22 protein-coding genes are annotated in these 24932 nt (G+C 68.9%); 6 read left to right on the top strand and 16 right to left on the bottom strand.

Annotated features, from left to right (window positions below):
* Nucleotides 1–21 precede the first annotated feature (21 nt).
* The 13 genes from HW532_RS22265 to HW532_RS19600 form a co-directional block, all read right to left on the bottom strand.
* Nucleotides 22–1290 (bottom strand): thiolase family protein, encoded by a 1269-nt coding sequence (locus HW532_RS22265; protein WP_246479323.1) that lies wholly within the window; start codon nt 1288–1290, stop codon nt 22–24.
* Complete coding sequence (locus HW532_RS19655; RefSeq protein WP_213162084.1) at nt 1287–2768, bottom strand: AMP-binding protein; 1482 nt, start codon at nt 2766–2768, stop codon at nt 1287–1289. Before HW532_RS19655 ends, HW532_RS22265 begins: the two co-directional genes overlap by 4 nt.
* Nucleotides 2765–3340: a biotin transporter BioY gene (locus HW532_RS19650; RefSeq protein ID WP_213162083.1), complete on the bottom strand. Its 576-nt coding sequence runs from the start codon at nt 3338–3340 to the stop codon at nt 2765–2767. Before HW532_RS19650 ends, HW532_RS19655 begins: the two co-directional genes overlap by 4 nt.
* Nucleotides 3341–3369: 29 nt before the next feature.
* Nucleotides 3370–3978: an energy-coupling factor transporter transmembrane component T family protein gene (locus HW532_RS19645; protein ID WP_213162082.1), complete on the bottom strand. Its 609-nt coding sequence runs from the start codon at nt 3976–3978 to the stop codon at nt 3370–3372.
* On the bottom strand, nt 3975–4688 hold the full coding sequence (locus HW532_RS19640) for an energy-coupling factor ABC transporter ATP-binding protein (RefSeq protein ID WP_213162081.1): 714 nt from the start codon (nt 4686–4688) through the stop codon (nt 3975–3977). Before HW532_RS19640 ends, HW532_RS19645 begins: the two co-directional genes overlap by 4 nt.
* Nucleotides 4689–4767: 79 nt before the next feature.
* Nucleotides 4768–6363 (bottom strand): 5-guanidino-2-oxopentanoate decarboxylase, encoded by a 1596-nt coding sequence (locus HW532_RS19635; RefSeq protein WP_213162080.1) that lies wholly within the window; start codon nt 6361–6363, stop codon nt 4768–4770.
* A gap of 139 nt (nt 6364–6502) precedes the next feature.
* Nucleotides 6503–7438: a dimethylarginine dimethylaminohydrolase family protein gene (locus tag HW532_RS19630; protein WP_246479322.1), complete on the bottom strand. Its 936-nt coding sequence runs from the start codon at nt 7436–7438 to the stop codon at nt 6503–6505.
* A gap of 106 nt (nt 7439–7544) precedes the next feature.
* Nucleotides 7545–8783 (bottom strand): Zn-dependent hydrolase, encoded by a 1239-nt coding sequence (locus HW532_RS19625; protein WP_213162079.1) that lies wholly within the window; start codon nt 8781–8783, stop codon nt 7545–7547.
* Nucleotides 8780–9586: an ABC transporter permease gene (locus tag HW532_RS19620; protein WP_213162078.1), complete on the bottom strand. Its 807-nt coding sequence runs from the start codon at nt 9584–9586 to the stop codon at nt 8780–8782. Before HW532_RS19620 ends, HW532_RS19625 begins: the two co-directional genes overlap by 4 nt.
* On the bottom strand, nt 9586–10398 hold the full coding sequence (locus tag HW532_RS19615; protein WP_213164659.1) for an ABC transporter permease: 813 nt from the start codon (nt 10396–10398) through the stop codon (nt 9586–9588). The genes HW532_RS19620 and HW532_RS19615 overlap by 1 nt, the downstream gene beginning before the upstream one ends.
* 233 nt (nt 10399–10631) lie before the next feature.
* Entirely contained in the window at nt 10632–11744 is a 1113-nt protein-coding gene (locus HW532_RS19610; protein WP_213162077.1) for an ABC transporter substrate-binding protein, read from the bottom strand.
* A gap of 72 nt (nt 11745–11816) precedes the next feature.
* The gene (locus HW532_RS19605; protein ID WP_213162076.1) at nt 11817–12902 is read right to left on the bottom strand and encodes an ABC transporter ATP-binding protein; all 1086 of its coding nucleotides are present in this window, start codon (nt 12900–12902) and stop codon (nt 11817–11819) included.
* A 166-nt stretch (nt 12903–13068) separates the two neighbouring features.
* Nucleotides 13069–13971, bottom strand: coding sequence for a LysR substrate-binding domain-containing protein (locus HW532_RS19600; RefSeq protein ID WP_246479321.1), 903 nt, complete (start codon nt 13969–13971; stop codon nt 13069–13071).
* 130 nt (nt 13972–14101) lie between these two features.
* Between HW532_RS19600 and HW532_RS19595 the strand changes: the two genes are divergently transcribed.
* The 6 genes from HW532_RS19595 to rsmA all read left to right on the top strand — a co-directional run bounded on the left by HW532_RS19595 (nt 14102) and on the right by rsmA (nt 21325).
* Nucleotides 14102–15691 (top strand): zinc-binding metallopeptidase family protein, encoded by a 1590-nt coding sequence (locus HW532_RS19595; RefSeq protein WP_213162074.1) that lies wholly within the window; start codon nt 14102–14104, stop codon nt 15689–15691.
* A gap of 351 nt (nt 15692–16042) precedes the next feature.
* The gene (locus HW532_RS22400) at nt 16043–17443 is read left to right on the top strand and encodes an LPS-assembly protein LptD (RefSeq protein ID WP_213162073.1); all 1401 of its coding nucleotides are present in this window, start codon (nt 16043–16045) and stop codon (nt 17441–17443) included.
* Entirely contained in the window at nt 17425–18255 is an 831-nt protein-coding gene (locus tag HW532_RS22395) for an LPS-assembly protein LptD (RefSeq protein ID WP_213162072.1), read from the top strand. Before HW532_RS22400 ends, HW532_RS22395 begins: the two co-directional genes overlap by 19 nt.
* Before the next feature lie 132 nt (nt 18256–18387).
* Nucleotides 18388–19362, top strand: a complete 975-nt coding sequence (locus HW532_RS19580) for a SurA N-terminal domain-containing protein (RefSeq protein ID WP_213162071.1) — start codon at nt 18388–18390, stop codon at nt 19360–19362.
* A gap of 38 nt (nt 19363–19400) precedes the next feature.
* The gene (gene pdxA / locus HW532_RS19575) at nt 19401–20441 is read left to right on the top strand and encodes a 4-hydroxythreonine-4-phosphate dehydrogenase PdxA (protein WP_213162070.1); all 1041 of its coding nucleotides are present in this window, start codon (nt 19401–19403) and stop codon (nt 20439–20441) included.
* An 8-nt stretch (nt 20442–20449) separates the two neighbouring features.
* Nucleotides 20450–21325: a 16S rRNA (adenine(1518)-N(6)/adenine(1519)-N(6))-dimethyltransferase RsmA gene (gene rsmA, locus HW532_RS19570; RefSeq protein ID WP_213162069.1), complete on the top strand. Its 876-nt coding sequence runs from the start codon at nt 20450–20452 to the stop codon at nt 21323–21325.
* A 349-nt stretch (nt 21326–21674) separates the two neighbouring features.
* On the opposite strand, the gene gmk is transcribed toward rsmA, so the two are convergent.
* From gmk to mltG, 3 genes are all read right to left on the bottom strand, one after another.
* Complete coding sequence (gmk, locus tag HW532_RS19565; RefSeq protein ID WP_213164658.1) at nt 21675–22292, bottom strand: guanylate kinase; 618 nt, start codon at nt 22290–22292, stop codon at nt 21675–21677.
* Between the two features lie 52 nt (nt 22293–22344).
* The gene (locus tag HW532_RS19560) at nt 22345–23232 is read right to left on the bottom strand and encodes a YicC/YloC family endoribonuclease (RefSeq protein ID WP_213162068.1); all 888 of its coding nucleotides are present in this window, start codon (nt 23230–23232) and stop codon (nt 22345–22347) included.
* A 229-nt stretch (nt 23233–23461) separates the two neighbouring features.
* A complete protein-coding gene (gene mltG / locus HW532_RS19555) occupies nt 23462–24856 on the bottom strand; it encodes an endolytic transglycosylase MltG (RefSeq protein ID WP_213162067.1) in 1395 nt (464 codons plus the stop codon).
* Nucleotides 24857–24932 lie beyond the last annotated feature (76 nt).

The following is a 24932-nucleotide window of genomic DNA, read 5'->3' as shown; positions in this document are numbered from 1 at the left end:
TAATGGTTTCTCCACGCGCGTTCAACGCTCGCGCCGGATCAGCATGGCGCTCGCCAGTCCGCCGGCGCCGGCAATGGCGGCAAGGCCGATGGCGCCCGGGCCCTCCCCGGCCAGCTCATGCCACAGGCGCACGGCGAGGATGGCGCCCGACGCACCGATCGGATGGCCGCGCGCGAGCGCCCCGCCACAGCGATTGACCCGGGAGGGATCGAGCCCCGTCTCGCAGATGTCGACCATCGCCTGGGCGGCATAGGCTTCCATCAGCTCCACCGCCGCGAGATCGACGGGCACAAGCCCGTTGCGCTCCAGAAGTGCGGCGATGGCCGGCACCGGCGCAAGGGCCGGCATGGCCGGATCGCCGCCGAGCGAGATCGCATCGACGATCCCCAATCCCTGCGGTGCGCGCCGCCTGGACGTCACCACCACGACCGCCGCGGCATCCGCCTCCACGGCCGCCGTCGCCGCGGTGATCGCACAGTCCTGTGTCCCAGCCAGGGCGAGCCCCCTCACCGTCCCATCGCCTTCCGGCGCTGGGTCCCTCCCTCTCCCGCCAGGGGAGAGGGAAAACGAGGCGGATCGGCCAGGCGCCGGGTGAGGGGGTGAGCGTTCTCCATGGTGCGTGGATCCGCCAATCGCGGGCAGGCGCGCGCAGAGCGCCGGCGTCAATCTGCGCGTGAAAGCATCCGAGCCAAGCGGCAGGTCCTGCGCGACGATCTCGCCCGCAAACCGGCCCGCGCCCTGTGCGGCGAGCGCGCGGCGGTGGCTTTCCACCGCGAAGGCTTCCTGGGCCTTGCGGGTGACGCCATGGGCAGCCGCGAGCGCGGCGGCGGCGTCCGTCATGTCGACATCCTTCGCCGCATCCGGCGCGAAGGGCGGGCGGTCGTAGGCGACCGGAGCCTCCCCGGCAATCGGCCTCGTCATGCGGATCGGTGCGCGGCTCCAGCTCTCCACACCGCCGGCAAGGACGGTTTCCGCGGCCCCGCTGGCGACGAGCCGGGCGGCAAGCGCAATGGCGTCGAGCCCCGCGCAGCATTGCGTATCGAAGGTCAGGGCGGGCACCGTTTCCGGCAGGCCGGCGCCGAGGCTCGCGAACCGCGCGGGATTGCCGCCGCCATAGAGCCCGTTGCCGAGCACCACATGGTCCACATCGCCCGGCGCAAGCCCGGCATCGGCGAGGCAGGCCGCGATGACCGGTGCGGCGAGCGCATCGACGCCGAGATGCGCGAACGCGCCGCCGCGCGGGGCGACCGCCGTGCGCCTGGCCGCGGCGATGACGGGCCGGACCGTCATGGCAGCGGCTCCAGCGCCGGATCGGACCGCGCCAGCATGTCGGCCAGCGTGGCGGCATCCGTCTTGCCCGAGCGCGTCAGGGGCCAGCGGCGGGCCATGAGGAACCGGCGCGGGCGCTTGGCCTCGGCGAGGCGGTCGCGGCAATGGGCGCGCAGGGCGGAAGCGGCCGGCGGGTGCGCCTCGTCGCCTGGCCTGACGACGGCGACGAGCCGGGTGCCGCGCAGCCGGTCCGGCTCGCCGAGCGCGACGGCGGCAGCCACGCCCGGATGGCTCTCAAGCACGCGCTCCACCTCCTCGGCATAGACATTGACGCCGGAGGTCACCAGCATGCGCCCCTCGCGTCCCGCCAGGAACAGCCAGCCCGCCTCGTCCAGCCAGCCGTGATCGCCGACGGACAGGGCCTTGCCGTGGCGATGCAGGGCGCCCTCCCCGCCGCCGACCGCATAGCCGTCGAACAGGAAGGGGCTCTCCACATGGATCCGCCCGACCCGCCCCGGCGGAAGGCTGGCGCCGTCGGGACCGCGTATCGTGACCGCGACCTCCGGAAAGGGCCGTCCGACGGAACCCTCCGGCACGGGCTCGCCGCTGCGGGCGAGCGCGACGAAGGAGAGTTCGGAGGCCCCGTAGAACTCCGCATGCCGCGCCCCGGGGAAGATGCGCGCGACCTCGGCACCGAGATCGGCCGGCCATTTCGCGCCGCTTGAGAGGATCAGGCGGACCGACGGAAAGCGCCTGCCGCGCGCGGCCTCCAGAACGAGGCGAAGCTGGGTCGGCACCCCGTAGAGCACCGACACATCGCCGGCCGCGAGCCGCTCCACCGCGGCGCGGGGGCGGAAGCGTTCGAGCGCCGTCACATGGGCGCCCCGCTGCAGGCCGTCGACGAGAGCGTAGAGGAAGAGCGAGTGGGTAAAGGCCCCCGGCGCCAGCACATGGTCCTGCGGGCCGATGGCGAATTCGCGCGCGCCCGCCTCGAAGCTCGCCACCCAGGAGGCGTGGCTGCGGCGGTATCCCTTGGGGAGCCCCGTCGTGCCCGAGGTGAAGCCGATATAGAAGGCGTCCTGCGGGCGGGGCGGGCATGGCGCCCCCTCCCCGTCCGGTGCGAGGGCGGCGACGACGGCTTCGGGGCCCACGCCGGAGGGCATGAGAATGTCCGCATTGCCCTCCTCCGCGATGACGAGACGGGGCGCGAGGGCGGCGAGCACACCATCGCGCTCGTGGTGTGTCCATTCACGGTCGAGCACGGCGGCCACGCGGCCCGTGCGGGCGCAGGCGAGGAAGAGGAGCGCCAGGGCGAAGCCGTTGGGCAGGACGAGCGCCACGGTCTCGCCCGGCGCCGTGCGGGCTGCGACCGCCCCCTCCAGGCGCTTCAGCGTCGCGGCGAGGTCGCGCCGCGCGAGGGTCGTGCCCCCGACGGTGAGCGCCGGGGCGCCGGGCGCCTCCCGGGCAAGGGCGTCGAGCGGCGCGGCAACCGTCGTCATGGCCTGGACGGCGCACTCCGCGACATGAGTGCGGACGGATAGCCGCGCGCCAGGAAATCGGCGACAAGCCCGGCGATCAGCGCCTTCAGCGTATCGCCCGGCAGGAAGACCGCGGAGGCGAGGAACGCCTGGCCCAGCGTCATGTCGGTCTTGTAGGCGAGCATCGGCACGCCGATGGCGTAGACCGCAACGATGCCGCCCAGAATGGCCGCGGTGAACGCCGCCGGGAACACGCCCCAGCGCCGCGTGCGCTCCATGATGAGGCCCGCCACGAAGGCGCCCAGGGGCCAGCCGATCAGGAAGCCGACCGATGGCCCGAAGAACACGCCGAGACCGCCGCGTCCGCCGGCCAGGAGCGGCAGGCCGACCGCCACCGCGATCAGGAACAGAACGAGCGCGAGACCGCCGCGCCACGCGCCGAGCATGATGCCGGCCATCATGACGCCGAGCGTCTGCGCGGTGATCGGCACACCGCCGGCGACCGGAATGTCGATGCGTGGAAACAGGCCGAGCGCACCCACGAGGGCGGCATAGAGCGCGATATGAACGAGCGAGCGGGTCGAGATGGACATGGGATCGACTTTCCTCCTGATCCTGACTGTCACGCCGGCAGGACCGGCAGCCCGCCGCGCGCGTCGACACTCTCCGCGACCCGGTCGGCAAGCCGCACCGCATCGAGGAAGAAGCTGCCGAGCGCGCGCCATGACGGCCGCTTGCCGGTCCGCGCCCTGTGGGCCTCGGCGCGGTCCTGCCAAAGATTGAGCAACACGGGCACGAAGCGCACCACCAGCGAGATCGCGAAGGCGACCGCCGGAACGGGCACGCCGACCCGCGCGAGCGGCTTGAGCACCGTCGAGACGATATCGAGCATGTCGCTCATGCGCGTCGTCATGGTCACGGCATTGGCCACGAGCACCATGACCGCGAGCCGTTCCACGACGACGACGCCGTCCAGCCAGTTGCCGAGCACGGCGTGGAACCCGGCAATCGCCACGAGGATGGGGAGAAGCGGCGCAAGGCGCCGGATCTCCTTCAGGGCGCGCAGGCCCAGCGAGGCATAGAGCGCGACGACGCCAGCAAGCGCCGCGGCAAGCCAGGCCGGATCGCCCGTGACGGAGATAACGCCCCCGACGATGGCCAGGGCCAGGAGCTTCCAGCCCGCGGGGATCCTGTGCGCCCAGCCGGGCGGCCAGAGATAGAGACTGATCATGCCATGACCTCCCCGGCCTCGCGCGCATGGCGGCGATAGGCGGCGAGCACCTCTCCCGGCGTGCCGTCGGCGCGGACCCGGCCGCGCTCGAGCCAGACCACCCGGTCGAAATCGGCGATCATGTCGAGCTCGTGGCTCGCCATCACGACCTGCTGGTCGAGACGCCGGACCCTCCGCGCCATCGCCTCGCGGGTCACGAGATCGAGGCTGGAGAAGGGCTCGTCCAGCAGGATGACGCGGGGCTCCATGGCAAGCACGGAGAGGATGCAGACGAGCTGTTTCTCGCCCTGGGACAGCTCGTGCACGGGCCGGTCCGCCCAATCTCCGCGCCCGGTCTCCTCCAGGAGCGCGGTGGCGCGCTGCTCCGCCTCGCGCCGGGCGAACCCGCGATGGCGCAGACCGAAGGCGATCTCCTCCACGACGGTCGGAAAGATGATCTGGTGGTCCGGATTCTGGAAGATGAAGCCTGCGATGGACGGCAGGTCCTTGCGGTGGCGCGCCGTTTCGCGACCATGGACCAGCACGCGGCCCCGGTCGGGCAGGAGCAGGCCGTTCATGAGCCTCAGCAGCGTGCTCTTGCCGGACCCGTTATCGCCGACGAGGCCGATACGCGGCTCCGGAAGGTCGAGCGACAGATCGTCGAAGACCGTCCGGCCGCCGCGGTCCAGCGAGACGGCCTCCAGGCGGATCGTGGAGCCATCCAGTCGCATGTCTGGCCTTGCCACCCTGCAAACGCCCTCAATCGCGAGCCGGTTCACAGGCAATGCTTAGCGGCATTGCCCGCCCATGTCACGACGCGATATCGGGCCCGATCTCGACGAGCAGCGGCGCGTCCCTGCCGCCATGATCGCGGAGAACCTGCGCCAGATCGCCGAGCGAGGCGGCCCGGCAGGCGCGAATGCCCACCGCATCCGCGGTCTTGAGGAAATCGGGGGGCGTGACGTCCACGCCGATGGGCTTCACCTGAGCGCTCTCCATAGCGTCGCGGATCTCGCGGTAGCCGTTATTGTTCCACATGACGGCGATGACCGGTATGCGGTCCTGCGCCGCCGTGGCGAGTTCGGACAGGGTGAACTGCGCGCCGCCGTCGCCGGCCAGCGCCACGACCGGACGGTCGCCGGCGGACAGCTTCGCGCCGATGGCCGCGGGCAGCGCATAGCCGAGCGTGCCGTAACCGGTGGAGGAGTTGAACCAGCCGCGCGGGCCGGAAGCCCGGTAGCCGAAATAGCCCTGATAGATCGGCTTGGTGCTGTCGCCGACGATAATCGGGTCGCCGAGCGCGTCGCGCATGGTGTCGAGCGCGGCCGACATGGTGCGCTGCGCGTCGGTCCAGCGCCCCTCCGCGGCATCGACCGCGGCGGCGATGCGCGAGGCCGCGCCGTTGGCCGACCGGCCCTCGCCGAGCGCCTCCATGAGCGCCGACAGGGCCAGGCCCGCATCCGAGACGATGCCGACCTCGGCCCGGTGCTCGCCGGCAACCTGCATCGGGTCGATATCGATGCGGATGAGCGGCTGGCGGAACGCCAGCTTGTCGTTGAAGGAGAAATCGTAGTCGGTGACGCCGAGCTCCGTGCCCACCGCGATCACCACATCGGCATCCGCGATCATCTGGCGACCCTCGGCGACCGACTGGAGGCCACTGGCGAGCAGGGGATGGTCGGGCGGCAGGATGCCGCGCGCATTGGTAGTGAGCATGGTGGCGGCGTCGAGCCGCTCGGCGAGCGCGCGCACCTCGACCGCCGCGCCGACGGCCCCGCCGCCGACCAGCAGGACGGTCGACCGGCTGTTGGCGATAAGCTCCACCGCGCGCCCGATCTCGCGGGCATTGGGGCCGGGCGGGCCGGGCAGCGGGCGCGGCGTGAGGTCGAGCCCGTCCGCCGGCAGGCTGAAAACGTCGGTCGGGATCTCAAGATGAACGGGCCGCGGGCGGGCGCTGGCAAACAGCGTGAAGGCGCGCGCGAGCACCTCCGGCAGGGCATCGGGCGTGAGCAGCGTGTGGCTGAAGGCGGAGACGCCTGCCGCCACGGCGCGCTGCGAGGGCAGCTCGTGGAGCTGGCCGCTGCCGCGTCCGAGCGTCGCGCGCGCATTGACGCTGGAGACCACCAGCATGGGGATGGAGTCCCCGTAGGCCTGGCCCATGGCGGTGGCGATATTGGTCACGCCCGGGCCGGTGATGGTGAAGGCCACGCCGGGCTTTCCGCTGGCGCGCGCATAGCCGTCGGCCATGAAGCCCGCACCCTGCTCGTGGCGCGGCGTGACATGCCGGATCGGGCTTTCGGCGAGCCCGCGATAGAGCTCCACGGTGTGGACGCCGGGAATGCCGAAGACCGTGTCCACGCCATAGCCTTCGAGCAGCCTGATCAATGCTTCGCCAACGGTCGTCATGAGATATCGTTCCGGTTTGTCGGGCGCCGCCAAGCCGTCATCCCCCGCGAAGGCGGGACTGACGGCGGTTGAGTTGCGGTCCTGGACCCTTGATCCTGGATGGTGAGGGCACGAAGCATCGCCCCGCGCCCTCCCTGCGTCAAGCCGGAACGCGGCGCAGTGCCTGCGCCATGCAGTGGATGCCGCCGCCGGTCTTGGAGATCTCGCTCATATCGACGTCGGCGACCTCGAAGCCGCGCGCCTTCAGCGCCTCGATCAGGGTCCGCGAGTGCTTCGGCGCGATGACGCGGTCGCGGCCGAGCGACATGACGTTGCAGCCGAGCGTCACCGTATCCGGGAACGGCACGTCGATGATGTCGATCTTCTTCGCCTTCAGCCACTCCACGACGTCCGGCGGCGTGCAGTCGAGGCAGACCGCGGCGAGCTTCTCCGCGATCATCACGACCATCAGGTCGATATGGACGTAATAGGGATCGAAGAAGGCCAGCCGGGTTTCCCAGCCTTCCTTGTCGAACCAGTCCTTTACCTGGAGCGCGCCCTCCTCGGTGGTGCGCTCGCCGCCGCAGCCGATGAGCACCACGCCATCCTCGATGACGTTGAAGTCGCCCCCCTCGAAGAGGCCCGCCGTCACCATGTCGTAGATCGGGATGCCGAGCTCCTGATAGGTGCGGATCGCGGCGAAGTTCTCCCCGCGCCGCCACCAGTTGCACATATTGGTGATGACGGCGCCATAGGGCGTCATGAAGCTCGAATCGCGCGAATAGACCTGCATGGGCAGCTCCGGCGTCGGCTCGTGGTAGTGCACGGAAACGCCGAAATGCTCGTAAGCGGCTACGAGCTCCTTGTGCTGTTCCTTGGCGACGGCGACGTCGCAGGGCGCCTCGCGCAGATACTTGCGCGACAGCGAGCTCGTGGAGAGATGCCTGAGATGGTCGGGCTTGCCCAGCAGAACGTCGGTCAGGACGTCATACTCGTTGGCGCATCCCCAGCCGTTGAGGCCCGGCGTGCCGCCGCCGTCGCGCCTGCGCTTCAGGGTAAAGGCATCGTCCCCGGCAATCGGCGTCATCTCGTTCATGGGTTTCTCTCCTTGTCAAAGACCGGCTTGCTCCGGTCCAAACAGCGTGCCCGCCGCCATGCCCGGGATGGAGTGGGCATGGCGGCGGAAAACGGGCTCTCGCCCGTCAGTCGTGCCCCGCCCGGTCCAGGACCGCGTGGAGCAGAAGGTTCGCGCCGGCCTCGCAGTCGCCGGGCGCGGAATATTCGGCCTCGTTGTGGCTGATGCCGTCCTTCGACGGCACGAAGATCATGGCGGTCGGCGCGACGCGCGCGATATAGACGGAGTCGTGTCCGGCGCCGGACACCATGTCCATGGTGTCCAGCCCGCAGGTCTCCGCCGCCTTGCGCACGGAGGCGACGCAGGTCTCGTCGAACTTCACCGCGGGCGAGGCCCAGACCGTCTCCACGCGCGCCTCCACATTGTGGCGCTTGCCGGCCTCCGCCACGATCCGCGTCATCGCGGCCTCGATCTCTTCGACCACCTTGTCGTCGGGATGACGGATATCCACGGTCGCGGTCACCCGGCCCGGAACGGTGTTGCGCGAGCCGGGCTCGGCCTTCAGGTCGCCGACGGTGAAACGCGCCCACTCGCCGTAATTCGGGATATCGGCATAGATCGCGCTTAACGCATCGGCGAGCGCGCGGACGGGATCGCGGCGGCGGTCCATGGGCGTCGGGCCGGCATGGACCTCGTCGCCCTCGACCACGATGTCGTACCAGCGCATGCCCTGGACGCCCGCGACGACGCCCGCCGGCAGCCCCCTGTCCTCCAGGATCGGGCCCTGCTCGATATGGACCTCGAAGCAGGCCTGCCAGTCGCGGCCGCCGACCTGGCGCTCGCCCTTGTAGCCGATGCGCTCCAGCTCCTCGCCGATGGTCTTTCCCTCCTTGTCGGCGATCGCGTAGACGTCCTCGATGTCGAAGACGCCCGCATAGACACCCGACGACACCATGGCGGGGGCGAAGCGCGCGCCCTCCTCGTTGGTCCAGTTGACGATCTCGATGGGCGCGTCGGTCTCCACGCCCGCATCGTTCAGCGTCTCGATCACCTCCAGCGCGGCAAGCACGCCGAGCGCGCCGTCGAACTTGCCGCCCGTGGGCTGACTGTCGAGATGGGACCCCATCATCACGGCCGGGCCGTTGGAGCGGCCCTTGCGGCGGGCGAACATGTTGCCCATGCGGTCGATCTCCATGTGGAGACCAGCCTCATCGCACCATCTGGCGAACAGGTCGCGGCCGCGCCTGTCCTCGTCCGTCAGGGTCAGCCGGCAGACGCCGCCCTTCTCGGTCGCGCCGATCTCGGCCATTTCCATCAGCCGGCGCCACAGCCGCTCGCCATTCACCCTGAGATCGGACCGCGTCATGCACTTGCCTCCTTGTTCCTGCGTGCCTTCATGCCGACGGCAACGGTCCGGACGAGGACCGCGGCGACCGTCAGCGCGATGAGTACCACAGAGACCGACGCGATGACCGGATCGATATTGTCACGCAGGCCCGACCAGATGCGCCGCGGCAGGGTGACGACGTCGAAGCTCGTCACGAACAGCGTGATCGCGATCTCCTCCCACGACAGCACGAAAGCGAGGAAGCCGGCCGAAGCGATGCCGACCTTGATATTGGGCAGGATGACGAAGACCGTCGTCTGCCACAGCGACGCGCCGAGATTGCGCGCGGCGCGCTCGATACGCCGGTCGAGCTGGCTCAGCACAACCAGCACGGTAATGACCGCATAGGGCACGACGATCACGGTATGGGCGAGGATGACGCCGGGCAGCGTGTCGTAGAGACCCATGCGCGTCTCGAAGAAGTAGAGCACGATGGCGGAGATGATCGGCGGCACCGCCATGGGCAGGATGACGAAGCCGATGAGCAGCGGCGTCAGCCTGGGCCGGCGATACCAGATGCCGAGCGCGAAGAGCACGGCGAGCACGGTCGCGAGCACCGCGCTCGCCGTCGCCACCATGAGGCTCTGCCAGATGGAGCCCAGCCATTCCGGGCTCGTCGCCAGCGCCTCGTAGTGCCTGAGCGACAGCTCGTCCGACGGCATGGACAGGAAGCGCTTCGGCGTGAACGACACCGGGATGATCGCGAGCAGCGGAAAGATCAGGAACACCATGGCCATGTAGACCATGAGGGTGGAGGGTCCGCCTGGCCGTTCAGCACGCATCAGTTCACCAGCTTCTCGACACGGGTGATCTTGAGCAGCACCCAGATGAGGACGGTCACCAGCGCGAGCAGCACGACCGACAGGGCGGCGCCGAGCCCCCAGTTCGCCGTCTGGGACATCTGCAGGAAGACATATTCCGCCACCATCACCACCCGGCCGCCGCCGAGAATGGCGGGTGTGATGAAGAAACCGAGCGAGAAGATGAAGACGATGAAGAACGCGCCGATGACGCCCGGCATGGAGAGCGGGAAGAACACCTCCACGAAGCGGCGCACCGGGCCGGCGCCGAGGCCGCGCGCGGCCGACATCACGCGTGGGTCGATCTGGCGCATGGTCGCGACCAGCGGGAAGATCGCATAGGGCGCCATGAAGTGCACCATGCCGATGACCACGCCGAACTCGTTGCGCACCATGGAGAGCGGCTCGGAGATCAGTCCGAGATCCGTGAGCCAGCCATTCACCAGCCCCCTGTTGCGCAGGACGATGATCCAGCCGAAGGCGCGGATCAGCACCGAGATCCAGAACGGGATCAGGACGCAGATCTCGATCAGACGCTGCCTGAGCGGCGGGCCGAACACCCAGTGATAGGCGATGAGATAGGCGAGCGCGAGCGAGACGAGCGAGACGATAAGGCAGAGCCGGAGCGTGCGCCAGAAGATGCCGAGGATCGCCGGATCGGTGAAGATCTTCTGATAGTTGCCGAAGCCGGGCTCGGGATCGGTGAGGCTCCAGCCGACCACGCCGAGCAGCGGCAGGGCATAGACGAGAGCCAGGAACAGGGGCAGCGGCGCGACGAACAGGCACCACTCCATGACGCTGCGCCGGCTGAGCGGCTTGCGGGCCTGTGTCTCGGCGGCGGTCATCGGTTCACACCCCCCTCACCCGGCGCCTTTGGCGCCTCCCTCTCCCGCGGGGGAGAGGGTTCGCCTGCCGCATCGCCCGGCATTCCCCCTCTCCCCTTGCGGGAGAGGGAGGGGCCCGGCGCGCGAGCGCTGGGAGGGTGAGGGGGATTTCGCCCCGGGACTGCATGGCGCCCGTCACCCCCTCAGCTCGAGATAAGCGTCAGGAACTTGTCGAGGGTCGCACCGTAATTGTCGGCGTACCACTCCGCGTCCAGCATGTGCTGGACGGCGACATTGTCGGGCTGGGTGCAGTCGTACTTCTTCAGCTCGTCGGGCACGAGCGCAGCCGCCGCCGGGTTCGCCGGGCCGTTGCCGAGGAGCTTCAGGAGGGTGACCTGCTGCTCCGGATCCTGCGCGCTGGCGATGAACTCCATCGCCGTCTTGGGGCCGGCCGGATTGCCCTTGATCACCGCCCAGCTCGACGCGTTCAGGAGGCCGCCGTCGAAGGCGAAGGCGATCCGGCCCTCCGTGTCGCGCTCCATGACCATGGCGCGGGTGTTCCAGACGAGGCCCATCTGCGCCTCGCCCTCCATCAGGAGCTGCTGGCTCGCCGCGCCCGAGCCCCAGAAGGAGACGACATGGGGCAGGAACGCCTTGAGCTTCTCGAAGGCGCGGTCGACATCCAGCGGATAGAGCTCCTCCGGCTTCACGCCGTCGGCGATGAGCGCGGCCTCCAGATTGCCGACCATCCACTTGTACATGGTGCGCTTGCCGGGGAACGCCTCGGCGTCGAAGAAGTCGGCCCAGCTCTTCGGCGGATTGTCGCCATAGGCCTCCGTGTCGTAGGCCAGCACATAGCTGAAGAAATAGCTCGCCGCGCCGTATTCGTGCGCCCCGCCCTCGCGCACCGCCGCCTTGTCGACGATGGAATAGTCGATGGGCTCCATCATGCCCTTGCGGCCGAGCGTGAGGGAGGTGAAGGCGTCCGCATCCACCACATCCCAGGTCACGTTGCCGCTCTCGTACTGCGCCTGGATCGCGCCCTCCGTCGGGCCCGCGCCGTCGATGCGCACGGGGATGCCGGTCGCCTCGGTGAAGGCCTTGCCGAACGCCTCCGCATAGGCCTTGATCGCGTCGCCGCCCCAGTTGCAGATCACCAGGCGGTCGGCGGCCGAATAGGCCATCTTCGAGCGCAGCACGAGCGGCACGGCGAGCAGCGCCGACATGGCCTTCACGAAATCGCGGCGGCCGATGCGGCCCTTGCCCGTCTCCTCCACGAGGAGCTCCATGCAATCCTTCTGAAACCGGCTGTCCATCGTCTCCATCCTCTCCCGTTGGGTCCTTGAGGCCCTTGGCCGGGCCCCGGGACGCGTTCACCCTGGTGCGCCTCAGTCCTCCGCGGCGAGCACCAGCCCCTTCTCGACAGGCCATGTGAGCCAGACCGAACGGCCGCGCTCATAGCCCTCCATGGCCCAGATCTCCGCCGGCAGGGTCAGCGACAGCGACGCCGCCTCCGCCCCGGCATTCGGCGCGAGCGTCACCGCGACCGTGGGGCCGTGATAGGCGATGCCGGTGATCTGAGCCTCTATGGCGTTCGCATTCTCGTCCGGCCTCTCCGCGATCGACACGTGCTCCGGACGCACGCCCAGGAGCACGCCCGCCCCGTTCGCCTTGCCCGGCGCCTTCAGGGTGCGCCCCGCGAACCCGCCGGCGACGACGCCGTCCGCATTCTGCGGCGCGCTCAGCGGGAACAGGTTGATCTGGCCGAGGAACTCCGCGACGAAGCGCGAGGCGGGCCGCGTATAGACCTCGTCGGGCGCGCCGATCTGCTGGAGCCTGCCGTGATTGAAGATCGCGACCCGGCTCGACAGGGCGAGCGCCTCGCTCTGGTCGTGGGTGACGAAGACGAAGGTCGTGCGGATCTCGCGGTGGATGCGCTGAAGCTCCTCCTGGAGCTGTTCGCGCAGGTTCTTGTCGAGCGCCGACAGCGGCTCGTCGAGCAGCAGCATGTCCGGCTCGAAGACGATGGCGCGGGCGAGCGCGACGCGCTGCTGCTGGCCGCCGGACAGCTCGGAGGGGCGCTTGCCGGCATGGGCGCTCAGCCCCACCACCTCGAGCGCCTTGGCGACGCGCTCGGCCTGTTCCGCCTTCGCCACCTTGCGCACCCGCAAGGGGAAGGCGACATTGCGCTCCACCGTCATGTGGGGAAACAGGGCATAGCCTTGGAACACCATGCCGAAATCGCGCTCCTCCGCCGGGCGGTGCGTGATGTCGGTGCCGTCCTGGAGCAGCCGCCCCCCGGTCGGCGCCTCGAAGCCCGCCAGGATGTTGAGGAAGGTGGTCTTGCCCGAGCCGGAGGGGCCGAGCAGCGTCAGGAACTCGCCGCGCTCGATATCGATCGAGATGTCGTCGAGCGCCACGAACCCGCCGAAGAGCTTGCGGATTCCCGTGGCCTGAAGCTGCACATCGGCCATATCGCCTCGTCCGTCCGTTATCGCTCGGATCCCCTCAGGATCGACAGCCGGTCTCAGCCGGATTTCGTGTCGTTTCCATGACGCTAACGTGAAACGAAATGGACAACAATCGAATAAAATTGCCCATAACGGCAAATAGAATTCAACAATTGACCCGCCGGCCGGCTCACGGCGTCTGGCCCTTCGGCGGCAGCATCGTGCCGAGATCCTCTGTGAGCCGGTCGCGCAGCCATGTCTGGAACACCACGATCTCGGGGCGGTCGACCACGTCGTGCTCGGCGACGAGATAGTAGTCGCCCGTGCCGCTGACCGTCTGGGCGAAGGGGCGGATGAGATGTCCCTGCCGCAGAGCCTCGCCGCAGACCAGCGCGTCGCCGATGATGATCCCCTGCCCCGCCATCGCCGCGGACATGGCGAGATGGATGTCGGAGAACATGACGCCGCCATCCGGATCGACCCCGCGCACCCGTGCGGCCGCCAACCAGCGCCGCCAGTCCGTCGGGTCCACCAGATGCAATAGCGTGCAGCGGGCGAGATCCTCCGGCGTGTTGAGGCCACCCACCTTGTTGAGGAGCCCGGGCGAGCAGGCGGGGAAGAACTCCAGCCCCGTCAGGTGCTCCACCCAGCGGTCCGGCCAGTCGCCATGGCCGAAGGCGATATAGATGTCGGCCGCCGGCCCCACCACGTCGCCCAGCGCGCGCGGCGTCACGATCCGGAGCTGGATGTCGGGATAGGTCGCGTGGAAATCGCCGATCTGGCGGCACAGCCAGAAGCTCGCGAAGCCCGGCACGCAACTGATCGCCAGGCTGCCGGTCAGCGCCGGCATGTCGACGGCGGCGGGCCGTTCGCGCAGCAGCCTCAGCGCCCGCTCCACCTGACGGGCATAGCGCCGCCCGGCGGCGGTGAGCGCGATGCCGCGCCCCTCGCGCTTGACGAGCTTCACCTCCAGATCCTGCTCCAGGAGCCTGAGCTGGTGGCTGATCGCGGAGCGGGTGAGATTGAGCTCGCCCGCCGCCCGGGACACCGAGCCGAGGCGGGCGGCCGCCTCGAAGGCTCTCAGCGCGTTCATCGATGGAGGACGCATACCCTACCCCATTGTTGAATTCCGTTTGCCGATTATGCCCGGTCTTTTCACTTTTTCGCCAAGACTTATTCAATCAACATGACCGCCACAAGCAGCGACATCGGTGGAGGCGCGCATGACGGCGGGCAAGGATCTGGCCTTTTCCTGGGTGGAGGAGAACCGGCCGGCATGGTCTGAGTGGAACCGGACCATCTGGGAGTTCGGCGAGACGGCGTGGCGCGAATACCGCTCCGCGGCCTGGTATGCCGACCTTCTGGAGGCCCATGGCTTCACCGTGGAGCGCGGCTCCGGCGGCATGCCGACGGCGTTCTGCGCGCGCTGGGAGAACGGGGCGGGACCCACCATCGGCGGCTATGCGGAATATGACGGCGTACCGGGCAACTGCCAGGCGGCCGATACCGTCAAGCGCCCGCGCGACGGGCTCTCCGTCCATGCCGGCGGGCACACCGACCCGCATTCCGCCCTCGGCATGGGCTCGCTCGCCGGCTTCCTCGCCGCCAAGGCCGCCATGGAGGCGCGCGGCATCGGCGGACGGCTCGTCTTCTTCGGCGAGCCCGCGGAGAAGGTGCGCGGCTCCAAGCCCATCCACGCCGCTCGCGGCTATTACGACGCGCTCGACGCCGCGATCAGCTTCCACCCCTTCTACATGCTGCCCCTGTGCAACACGGTGCGCTGGGACACCCATTGCGGCGCGGCCTACGCGATGGTCTACACCTTCGCCTGCGAGGAGCCGGAAAGCTGGCTGGCGGCGGGCAGCACCTCGCCGATCCCCGCCTCCCACGCCGAGCCGCGCGCGCCCGGCGCGAACGACGCGGTCGTGCAGATGTATCTCTCCGGCAAGGCGCTCAAGGAGCATCTCGCCGGCACGGGGGTGAGCTGGTCGATGAACGAGGCGATCCTCAATGCCGGCCAGGCGACCGCGGACAACCTGCCCGCCGGCATGGCGCAGATCATGTATCTGATGCGCGTGCCCGACCTCGCCATGGCCGAGCACATCGCGAAGGGGCTCGACCACTACGCGCAGAGCGCGGCGCAGCTCGCCCACTGCTCCTGGCGGCGGGACTGGGTGTCGAAGTCGCGGCCGGGCCTTGCCAACCATGCGCTGGCGCGCGCCACATACGCCAATCTCGAGGCCGTGGGCGCGCCACGCTTCGACGGCGACGCGGCGGACCTTGCCCGCGAGATCCAGCGCAATCTGGGCATGGCGCCGATGGAGGAGCCGTTCCTGCCGGCGATCTCCGAGCTGATGGCACCGGAGGAGGCGGAACGGCAATTGCGGGAAATCCTGCCGCCCAGCCAGACGCACTTCACCTCCGACGACTATACGGAATATTGCTGGCACGCGCCGACGGTCAGGCTCTATATCGGCAGGCCCGCGCTCGCGCCGGCCCCGGACCGGCCCGGCTATCCCGCCTGGGTGATGAACGCGCTCGGTGGCCTCTCCCCCTGCATCGACCCGATGATCGAGACCGCCGCGAAGACGATCTCGGCCACGGTTCTCGACCTCCTCGGCGACAATGGCCTCCTTGGAGAGGCGCAGGCGGAGTTCGAGGCGCGCACGGGCGGGGGAATCGGCGGCGAGCGCTGGATCGCGCCCCTGTGCGACTACGATCCGCCCGTCGATTTCCGCTGGCCGGAATATGTCGGCACCGAGCGGAACGCGCGCGACTGGGTCATCCCGACCATGCCCCGCGACACGGCCTGAGGGGTGCGTTCACCGGGTAACACTTCATCCACCAATATCTTTTCCACATCTGATTCTTCTGGTCTTGGGGCGACCGGACAGGCTACAAATCCTCGACCGGTCGTGACTCGCCATCGCCACGGGGCTTGGAGGGCGGGGCGCGCCCGGCGTTGCGGGTTAGTCGACGTTCAGTATCCGGTCGGCCGTCAGCGGGGATCTGCGGGAACGGTCGAGCGCGTATCAGAGTGAAGCGAGGGGATGCGGCTCCTGAAGGGACAGCAGGCAGCAGGTGGAAAACGGTCCGCATCGCAGCCGAATCGCCGCCCGGAGACGGGCGGGGGGGCGGTTGCCGCCGTTTGCCGGCGCGCGCTCGTGCCGCTTGGCGCCGCCCTACTCGCCGGCTCCTTTCTCACCCCCCTCGCCGTTCCGGCGGCCAATGCCCAGGGTGTGAACCCGGAACTCGGCGCGCCGCCGGAGGGCTCACCCGTCAATGTCGTCGCCGACAAGATCACCTATGACAGTCGCCGCGAGATCGCGACCGCGACCGGCCTGGTGAAGATCACCTACGGCCCCTATGTCCTGAACGCCACCAAGGTCGTCTACGACAAGCGCAACGACACGCTCCGGGCCAATGGCGACATCATGCTGCGCGAGCCGAACGGCAACATGCTGCTCGCCGACATCGCGGAGCTGCGCAACCGGTTCCGGGAAGGCTTCGCGGAGCACCTCAAGCTGCTCCTGACCAATCGCGCCGTGCTGACCGCCGACTACGCGCAACGGCAGGAAGGCGGCATCACGGTCTATGAGCGCGTGGCCTACACGGCCTGCAATGCCTGCGTCATGCGCGACGGCACGCCGGTCTGGCAGATCAAGTCGCGCGAGGCCGTCCACGACGAGAACGAGCACACCATCACCCACAAGGACGCGACATTCGAGATGTTCGGCGTGCCTGTGGCCTATGCCCCGACATTCTGGCACGCCGATCCCACGGTCAAACGCCAGTCGGGCTTCCTGACGCCGCGCCTCATCACCTCCAGCGAATACGGTTTCGGACTCGAGGTGCCCTATTACTGGGCGCTCGCGCCGAACTACGACATCACCTTCCGGCCGACGCTGACCACCAAGCAGGGCCCGCTCCTGCGCGCGGAATGGCGCCACAGGCTGGAGGACGGCGAATATTCCATCGATGCCGGCGGCATCTACCAGCTCGACACCGATATCGAGGCGCCGGGCGACCGGCACTTCCGCGGCTTCGTGCGCACCGAGGGCGACTTCCGCATCAACGAGCGCTGGAACTGGGGCTGGGATATCACGGCGACGACCGACGACACCTTCATGCGGCGCTACAAGATCGACAGCCGCACGCAGCTGACCAGCCAGGTCTATCTGACCGGCATCGACGACCGGAACTACTTCAACGCCGCCGCCTATCATTTCCGCGGCCTGCTGAAGAACGACGATTCCGACACGACGCCCTATGTGGCGCCGTCGATCCGCCACAGCTTCACATTCGACCAGCCGGTGCTGGGCGGCGAGTTCGGTGTCGACACCAATATCTACAGCCTGCACCGCGACGACCCGACCGTTCCCTACGCCACGGTGGACCAGGGAACGGAGGCGACCCGCGTCGTCACCCAGGCGCACTGGAAGCGCCGCATGGTTACCAATATGGGCCAGGTGATCACGCCCTTCGCCAATCTGCGCGGCGACGTCTATTACACCGACAAGGTGCCCGACGCTGGCGTGCCGGGGGCTTGCGCGACGAGGAGGTGACGGGCCGCCTGCTGCCGAGCGCCGGGCTCGACCTGCGCTGGCCGTTCGTGCGTAGCGACGCGCTCGGCCAGCATGTCTTCGAGCCCGTCGCGCAGGTTATCGCGTCGGTGAACGAGTACGATACGGACCGTCTCCCGAACGAGGATTCGATCACCTTCAACCTCGATCACACCAACCTGTTCCTGCATGACCGCTTCACCGGCCTCGACCGCTACGAGGGCGGCACGCGCGCCAATCTCGGCTTTGTCTACACGCTGCTCACCAACAGCGGCGGCTTCGCGAAGTTCAGCTTCGGCCAGTCTTTCCACCTCGCCGGACGGAACAGCTTCACCGTGGGGTCCGGCCTGGAGGGCAGTACATCCGATTTCGTCGCCGGGCTCGCCCTGCAGCCGATCGAGAACATCCGGATGACCTACTCCGCCCGGTTCGACGACAAGACGCTGGACGTCAATGCCCAGGAGATCGGCCTCGTCACGCGGTTCGACTGGCTGACCGCGTCGGTGAACTATGTGGATGTCGCCCGCGCGCCCTCCTATGGCCGGGTCGACACCAGCGAACAGATCTGGGCGTCGGCCTCGGTGGACCTGTTCGACGGCTGGCGGATCTTCGGCGGCTTCCGCTACGACCTCGAAGAGGACCGCAAGCTGCGCAATCTGGTGGGAATCGGCTGGGATTGCGACTGCATGTCGGTGAGCCTCGCCTACGAGGAGGATTTCACCAGCGACCGCGATGTCGAGCCCGACCGCTCCATCCTGCTCTCGGTCGATTTCCGCACTCTCGGCGGAGCCGGTGTCAGCACCAGCGTGGACTGATCCAAAAGCGCGCATGAGGGAGGGAACAGTTGCATCCGCCCCGGCCTTTGTGGCACCCATGGTCTGGACGGTGCCGCTGATGGGGAACCGAGCGATGCGCCTTTCTGGTGGAAAAGGCTCGAAACGAGAACAATGATACCGACATCCCTGAAGTCATCGATCCTGCTGTGCATGATCGTTGCCGCAATCCTCGCCGTTCCCGGCATCGCCAACGCCCAGAGCGGCCAGCGCGTGGTCGCGGTGGTCAACGACCAGCCGATCACCGACTACGACATCGATCAGCGCATGAAGCTCAACAGCATCCTGGGCTTCACCTCCGGCGGCAGCACCGAGCAACAGCGCAAGGCGACGCTGCAGGAGCTCATCGAGGACATGCTCAAGCGTGTCGAGGCCGAACGCCTGCAGGTCTCCGTCTCCGACCAGCAGGTCGATGCCACACTGGCGCGCATGGCCGCCTCCAGCGGCACGAGCGTCGACGGCCTGAAGGCGCGCCTCAGCAAGAACGGCATCAATATCGGCACCCTCAAGCGGCGGATCGAGGCCAACCTCACCTGGAACCGCATCCTGAACGCGCGCTACAATATCAATGTGGAGGTCGACGATGGCGAGATCGACCGCCGTCTGAAGGCCATCAACGAGGATCCCGCCCGCCAGCCGCGCACGGCCTACAGGCTGCAGGAGATCCAGCTCCCGCTCGACGCCAATGCCGCCTCCAACGACCAGCTCGTCTATGCCCGCTTCGTGGAGGCGCAGCGCATCATGCAGCGGTTCACAGACTGCTCCAACACGCGCGAGGCCGCGTCGGGCATCTTCAACGTGCAGATCCGAAATCCGGTCGACGTTCCGCCGGACAAGCTGCCGAAGCCGCTCAAGCAGGCGCTGGACAAGGTCGGGCCGGGCAAGGTCGTCGGACCGAACCGGGCCAAGAGCGGCGTCCAGCTCATCGCGTTCTGCGCGCGCCGCTCCATCGCGCCGCCGCCGATCAGCCGCGACCAGGTGGAGAACATGCTCGTCAACGAACGCTATGGCATGTATGGCGACCGGTATCTGCGCGACATCAAGCGCAACGCCTTCGTCGACTACAAGGTCCCGTCCTACAAGCCCTGAGGCTTGAGCCGGGCCGTTCCCATGGGCGGAATGACACCATGACATCCACCGAGGCTCCCGTGGCGGTGACCATGGGCGAGCCCGCCGGCATCGGCCCCGACATCACCGTGACCGCCTGGGCGCGCCGCGCGGAGCTGAGCCTGCCGCCGCTCCTGGTCGTCGGCGATCCGGACGTGCTTGTCCGGCGCGCTTGCGCCCTCGGCCTCGATGTGACGGTGGAGCGTGTCGACAGCCCCATGGCCGCGCTGGCGCTCTCCGGCGGCGCCCTGCCCGTGCTGCCCCTCGCCGCGGCGGCGCCTGTAACGGCCGGCACGCTCGATCCGCGCAATGCGGGCCTCGTTCTGGAGGCCATAGAGCGCGCCGTGGCGCTCGCGCTCGACGGCGAGGTCTCCGCCGTCGTCACCAATCCGATCCACAAGCATGTGCTCTACGGCGCGGGCTTCCGCCATCCCGGGCACACGGAGTTCCTGGCCGAGCTCGCGCGCGCGGCCGGCCGCGAGGCCGACCCCGTCATGATGCTCATGGCCCAGGGGCTCAGGACCGTTCCGGTCACGATCCACATCCCCGTGAAGGACATTCCCGGGGCGCTCACCGCCGAGGCGATCGTCGCCCAGACGCGTATCGTCGCGCGCGACCTCGCCCGCAGCTTCGCCATTCCCCGCCCGCGCATCGCGGTCACCGGCCTCAACCCCCATGCCGGCGAGAACGGAAGCCTCGGCACGGAGGAGCGCGACATCGTCGAGCCCGCGCTCGAGCGGCTCCGCGCGGACGGCCTCGACGTCCGAGGCCCGCTTCCCGCCGATACGGTGTTCCACGAGGAGGCCCGGGCGACCTACGATGTGTGCATGTGCATGTATCACGACCAGGCGCTGATCCCGGTCAAGATGCTGGGCTTCCACGACGGGGTGAACTGTACGCTCGGCCTGCCCTTCCTGCGCACCTCGCCGGACCACGGCACAGCCCTGGCGCTGGCCGGCACGGGCGGTGCCAATCCGTCGAGCCTCGTGGCCGCCCTGAGGGCCGCTCGCGACATGGCCGTCGCGGCGCATCGCGGCAGCATCTCAGCCGCCGGCCGATAGCGCGCACCATGGGCACGGACCTCTCTCCCTTGCGCGACGTGATCGCGCGCCATGGGCTGACGGCCCGCAAGAGCCTCGGCCAGAACTTCCTGCTCGACCTGAACCTCACCGGCCGCATTGCGCGCGCGGCGGGACCGCTCGACGGCGTGACGGTCGTGGAGGTCGGCCCCGGCCCCGGTGGCCTGACGCGGGCCCTGCTCGCCGAGGGCGCTGCGCGCGTGGTCGCCATCGAGCGCGACCGGCGCTGCATCGCCGCGCTCTCAGAGCTCGCCGACCACTACGGGGACGGCCGGCTGGAGGTGATCGAGGGCGACGCGCTCGCCGTCGATGCGGCAAACCATGTCTCGGGGCCGGCCCGCATCGTCGCCAACCTGCCCTACAATATCGCGACGCCGCTGCTGGTCGGCTGGCTGCGTGCGGAGCCCTGGCCGCCCTGGTACCAGTCGATGACGCTGATGTTCCAGCGCGAGGTCGCCGAACGGCTCGCCGCGCCGCCGGGCAGCAAGACCTATGGCCGTCTGGGCGTCCTTGCCCAATGGCGCTGCGAGGTGCGCGCCCTGTTCGATGTCAGCCCGAAGGCCTTCACGCCGCCGCCCAAGGTCACCTCGACCGTCGTCCAGCTCGTGCCGCGCAGCAGTCCGGAGCCCGTCGGCGATATCGCCGCGCTCGCCCGCGTGACGGCGGCCGCCTTCGGCCAGCGCCGCAAGATGCTGCGCTCCAGCCTCAAGGCCGCCTGGCCGCAGCCCGAAGCCCTCCTGGAGCGCGCCGGCATCGCCGCGACGGAACGCGCCGAGCAGGTGACCGTGGCACAGTTCTGCGCGATGGCCCGCGCCCTCCACGAGCTCTCCGGCCCCGATGCAAAAGAGCACCCGGAGCCCGAATAGGGCGATTTCGGATCAGCCCGATGAATGGCCTGGTCGAGCCCATCGCCATCCGGTTGAGGACCGCCGGCACACATCACACGGATATATGCGGTTCCGGGGCTTGTTGCCGGGCCCTGTTGGCCTTGCAACTCGAGCAGACGCCTGTTTCCGGGTCTCGGACCGGCCTCCTTGTCCGTCATCCCCGCGCAAACGGGGATCCACCGTTCTGGTTCCGCAAATGGATCCCCGCTTGCGCGGGGATGACGGAAAGCAGGTGCTGCATGCGGACTGAATAGCCAACAGGGCCCGGCAACACCGTCCTGCGGGCATCCGCTATGCCGCTTTCGCGGCGATGGAAAGCGAACGCGTCCTACAGATCGTCCTGAAGCTGGCGCACGAAATCGGCAAGTCCCGGACGCCGCACACGTTTCAGGCGCTCGGCGTCGAGGATGGCCTTCACGCCCTTGAAGGCCTGCTCCACATCCGTGTTGACGACCACATAGTCGTATTCCGACCAGTGCTCCATCTCCGCCTTGGCGCCGGCGAGGCGGCGGGTGATGACATCGTCGGAATCCTCCGCGCGCCGTTCGAGCCGCGCCTTGAGCTCAGCGATGGAGGGCGGCAGGATGAAGACGGAGACGACATCTTCGCGCATCTGCTCATAGAGCTGCAGCGTGCCCTGCCAGTCTATGTCGAACAGCACGTCGCGCCCGCTCTTCAGTGCCTCCTCGACCGGATCGCGCGGCGTGCCGTAGAAATTGCCGTGCACCTCCGCCCATTCGAGCAGGTCGCCGCGGTCGCGCATCGCCGCGAAGCGGTCCCTGGAAATGAACTGGTAGTGCACGCCCTCCACCTCGCTCGGCCGCTTCTCGCGCGTGGTGACCGAGACGGACAGGTGAAAGGGCTGCCCGCTCTGCTTCTCCTCGTCGACCAGAAGGCGCGACAGGGTCGACTTGCCCGCCCCGGACGGCGACGACAGGACGAGCATCAATCCCCGGCGCGCAATGGCGCCCTTGTTCGTCGCGGCCTTGTCTTTCGTATCACTCAATGTTCTGGACCTGCTCGCGCATCCGGTCGATCACCGCCTTCAGCTCCAGGCCGATGGCGGTGAGCGCCCGGTCGTTGGACTTCGAACAAATGGTATTGGCCTCGCGGTTGAACTCCTGGGCCAGGAAATCGAGGCGCCGCCCGGCCGGGCCATCGCCGGAGATCAGGGCGCGCGCCGCCTCGATATGGGCGAGGAGCCGGTCGATCTCCTCGGTGATGTCGGCGCGCGCGGCAAGCAGCATGGCCTCCTGGTGGAGGCGGTCCGCATCGAGGTCGGCACCGGTGTCCATGAGCCGCGCGATCTGGTCTTCGAGGCGCGCCCTGATGGCCTCCGGCGTCGCTGCCGGGCAGTCGCGCGCATCCCGCGCGAGGCGTTCTATGGTGTCGATCTGCTCGCCGAGCACGCGCTCAAGCTCCGCCCCCTCGCTCGCACGCGCGGCGACGAGGGCGGCGAGCGCCTCGTTCAGTGTCTCGATCAGGAGGCCGTCGCGCCGCTCGCGGTCGGCCTCGTCCTCTTCCGTATCCGCCAGCTCCAGCACGCCGCGCAGGGACAGAAGGCCGTCGAGCCTCGGCGGTTCGGCCTCCACGCGCCCCTTCAGCCGCTCCACGACGGCGAGCACGCGCTCCAGCGCCGCTTCGTTGACGACGAGGTCCGCGCCCCCGCCCGTTCTGTCGATCTGGAGGCCGATCTGGCAGTTGCCGCGATTGAGATGACGCGCCACGGCAGCCCGCACCTCCACCTCCAGCCGCTCGTAGCCGGCCGGCAGGCGGGAGCGCGCGTCGAGCCCCTTGCCGTTGACCGAGCGGACCTCCCAGTGCCATCTGAAATCGCCATCCGCGCCGTCGGCACGCGCGAAACCGGTCATGCTCGATAGGGTCATGGGGATCGTTTCGTTGAATGACGGACAATGAGCGACGGCGGCCCCCCGCCGGAATCGCCCGGTGCGGCGCCACTCTAGAGCATGATGCCGAAAAGTGTACGCACTTTTCGGATACCATCCTGTTCAACTCATGAAAAGCGACAGAGCTTTCAACGCTCCGGCTAGCCCGTCCAAGGGCAGGCCCATCGCGCATATTCGTACTCGTGCGGGAACCGACAGGGCCTGCGGCTTATTGCGCCGGCCGGGCGGGCTTGGGGCGCGGCAGGGGGACGGACCCGGCCGTGCTCGCCGCCGTCTTCCCGTCGGCTTCGTCGGCATCCTCCGCGTTGCCGGCGGCCTCCGGCGCCCCGGTCGAGGCCGAGGCGTCATCGGTCTCCACCGACGCATCCTCCGCGTCGGTGCCCTGCGATGCCGGCTCCAGGGCGGCGATCTCGGCCTGCGGCACGGGCTTGTCGTCGGGCGCGACGGTCTCGGAAGCTGGCGCGGCGGCGCTGTCATCGGCCACGTCGGCGTCGTTATCGCTGGCGGCTGCCGCCTCGTCAGCCGACGCCTCGGCCTCCGCCTCTGCGGCAGCCGCTTCGGCCTTCTCCGCCTCGAGCCTCAACTCCTTCTCGATCTTGCGCCACTTGCCGACATTCCTGCGGTGTTCGGCCAGCGTATTGGCGAAGACATGGCCGCCGGTGCCGTCGGCGACGAAATAGAGCGCCTTGGTGTCGGCGGGCTTCACCACCGCCTCGAGCGCGGCCCGGCCCGGATTGGCGATCGGCGTCGGCGGCAGGCCGTCGATCTGATAGGTGTTGTAGTCGGTCTTCTCGTCGATATCGCTCTTGGTGAGCGGCCGGTCCAGGGGGCCGTCGCCGCCGGAAATGCCGTAGATGATCGTCGGGTCGGACTGAAGCCGCATCCCGCGCTTCAGCCGGTTGTGGAACACCGCCGCGACCTCCGGGCGCTCTTCCGGGATGCCTGTCTCCTTCTCCACGATGGAGGCGAGGATCACCGCCTCTTCCGGCGTTTCGACGGGAATGGAGGTGTCGCGCTGCGACCAGAGCTTCTCAAGCAGGGTATCGTGCGCCGCCCTCATCCGGTCGATCAGGGCCTGGCGGTCGTCGCCGCGCTGGAAGTGATAGGTTTCCGGCAGCAGCGTGCCCTCGTCGGGAACGGTCCCGATCTCGCCGGTGAGCGCCGGTTCGGCGCGCACCCGCTCCACGATCTGCGCGCTGGTGAGGCCTTCGGGAATGGTGAGCTTGCGCGCAATGGCCTTGCCCTTGGCGAGCTTGTCCATCACGGAGGCCATGCTGGCGCCGGCGGGAAAGCTGTATTCGCCAGCCTTGAGGCGCCCGGCCTTGTCGGTGGCGACGGCGGCGACCAGGAACAGCCGGGCATCGGAGATCGCACCGGCCTCTTCCAGGCGCCGGGCGATGCGCGCCGTGCCGAGCCCCCGGTCGATGACGACGGTCGCCTCCTGGGCGAGCGGCCCGGGCTCCTCGAACTTCCACTTGCCGTAGAGAAACACCGCGGCGGCCGTCGCGATGGCGAGGATGGCAAAGGCGAACAGGGTCGCGGCCGCGGACCGCAGCGACCTGCGGCGGCGCTTGCGGGGCGGTTTGAGCTGGTCGTGCGGCACGGGTCCCGTTCCTCCCAGGCATTGGAGCGGCTGGCACGGCGTTCAGGCGCGGGGCCTGTCGTCCCAGCCCTCCGAA

It is taken from the genome of Kaustia mangrovi (assembly GCF_015482775.1).
Lineage (GTDB): Bacteria > Pseudomonadota > Alphaproteobacteria > Rhizobiales > Im1 > Kaustia > Kaustia mangrovi.
The sequence above is the reverse complement of the archived record's forward strand: the minus strand, read 5'-3'. Positions and strand labels throughout refer to the sequence as shown.

Bases quoted from the DNA above. Each gene is read 5' to 3' on its own strand.
- HW532_RS19610 (WP_213162077.1), bottom strand. From the start codon at position 11,744: ATGGACAGCCGGTTTCAGAAGGATTGCATGGAGCTCCTCGTGGAGGAG.
- HW532_RS19625 (WP_213162079.1), bottom strand. From the start codon at position 8,783: ATGACGCGGTCCGATCTCAGGGTGAATGGCGAGCGGCTGTGGCGCCGG.
- HW532_RS19630 (WP_246479322.1), bottom strand. From the start codon at position 7,438: ATGAACGAGATGACGCCGATTGCCGGGGACGATGCCTTTACCCTGAAG.
- HW532_RS19605 (WP_213162076.1), bottom strand. From the start codon at position 12,902: ATGGCCGATGTGCAGCTTCAGGCCACGGGAATCCGCAAGCTCTTCGGC.
- HW532_RS19620 (WP_213162078.1), bottom strand. From the start codon at position 9,586: ATGCGTGCTGAACGGCCAGGCGGACCCTCCACCCTCATGGTCTACATG.
- HW532_RS22265 (WP_246479323.1), bottom strand. From the start codon at position 1,290: ATGACGGTCCGGCCCGTCATCGCCGCGGCCAGGCGCACGGCGGTCGCC.
- rsmA (WP_213162069.1), top strand. From the start codon at position 20,450: ATGGGCACGGACCTCTCTCCCTTGCGCGACGTGATCGCGCGCCATGGG.
- HW532_RS19615 (WP_213164659.1), bottom strand. From the start codon at position 10,398: ATGGAGTGGTGCCTGTTCGTCGCGCCGCTGCCCCTGTTCCTGGCTCTC.
- pdxA (WP_213162070.1), top strand. From the start codon at position 19,401: ATGACATCCACCGAGGCTCCCGTGGCGGTGACCATGGGCGAGCCCGCC.
- HW532_RS19655 (WP_213162084.1), bottom strand. From the start codon at position 2,768: ATGACGACGGTTGCCGCGCCGCTCGACGCCCTTGCCCGGGAGGCGCCC.
- HW532_RS19580 (WP_213162071.1), top strand. From the start codon at position 18,388: ATGATACCGACATCCCTGAAGTCATCGATCCTGCTGTGCATGATCGTT.
- HW532_RS19640 (WP_213162081.1), bottom strand. From the start codon at position 4,688: ATGCGACTGGATGGCTCCACGATCCGCCTGGAGGCCGTCTCGCTGGAC.
- HW532_RS19595 (WP_213162074.1), top strand. From the start codon at position 14,102: ATGACGGCGGGCAAGGATCTGGCCTTTTCCTGGGTGGAGGAGAACCGG.
- HW532_RS19650 (WP_213162083.1), bottom strand. From the start codon at position 3,340: ATGTCCATCTCGACCCGCTCGCTCGTTCATATCGCGCTCTATGCCGCC.
- HW532_RS19560 (WP_213162068.1), bottom strand. From the start codon at position 23,232: ATGACCCTATCGAGCATGACCGGTTTCGCGCGTGCCGACGGCGCGGAT.
- HW532_RS19600 (WP_246479321.1), bottom strand. From the start codon at position 13,971: ATGAACGCGCTGAGAGCCTTCGAGGCGGCCGCCCGCCTCGGCTCGGTG.
- HW532_RS19645 (WP_213162082.1), bottom strand. From the start codon at position 3,978: ATGATCAGTCTCTATCTCTGGCCGCCCGGCTGGGCGCACAGGATCCCC.
- gmk (WP_213164658.1), bottom strand. From the start codon at position 22,292: ATGCTCGTCCTGTCGTCGCCGTCCGGGGCGGGCAAGTCGACCCTGTCG.
- HW532_RS19635 (WP_213162080.1), bottom strand. From the start codon at position 6,363: ATGACGACCGTTGGCGAAGCATTGATCAGGCTGCTCGAAGGCTATGGC.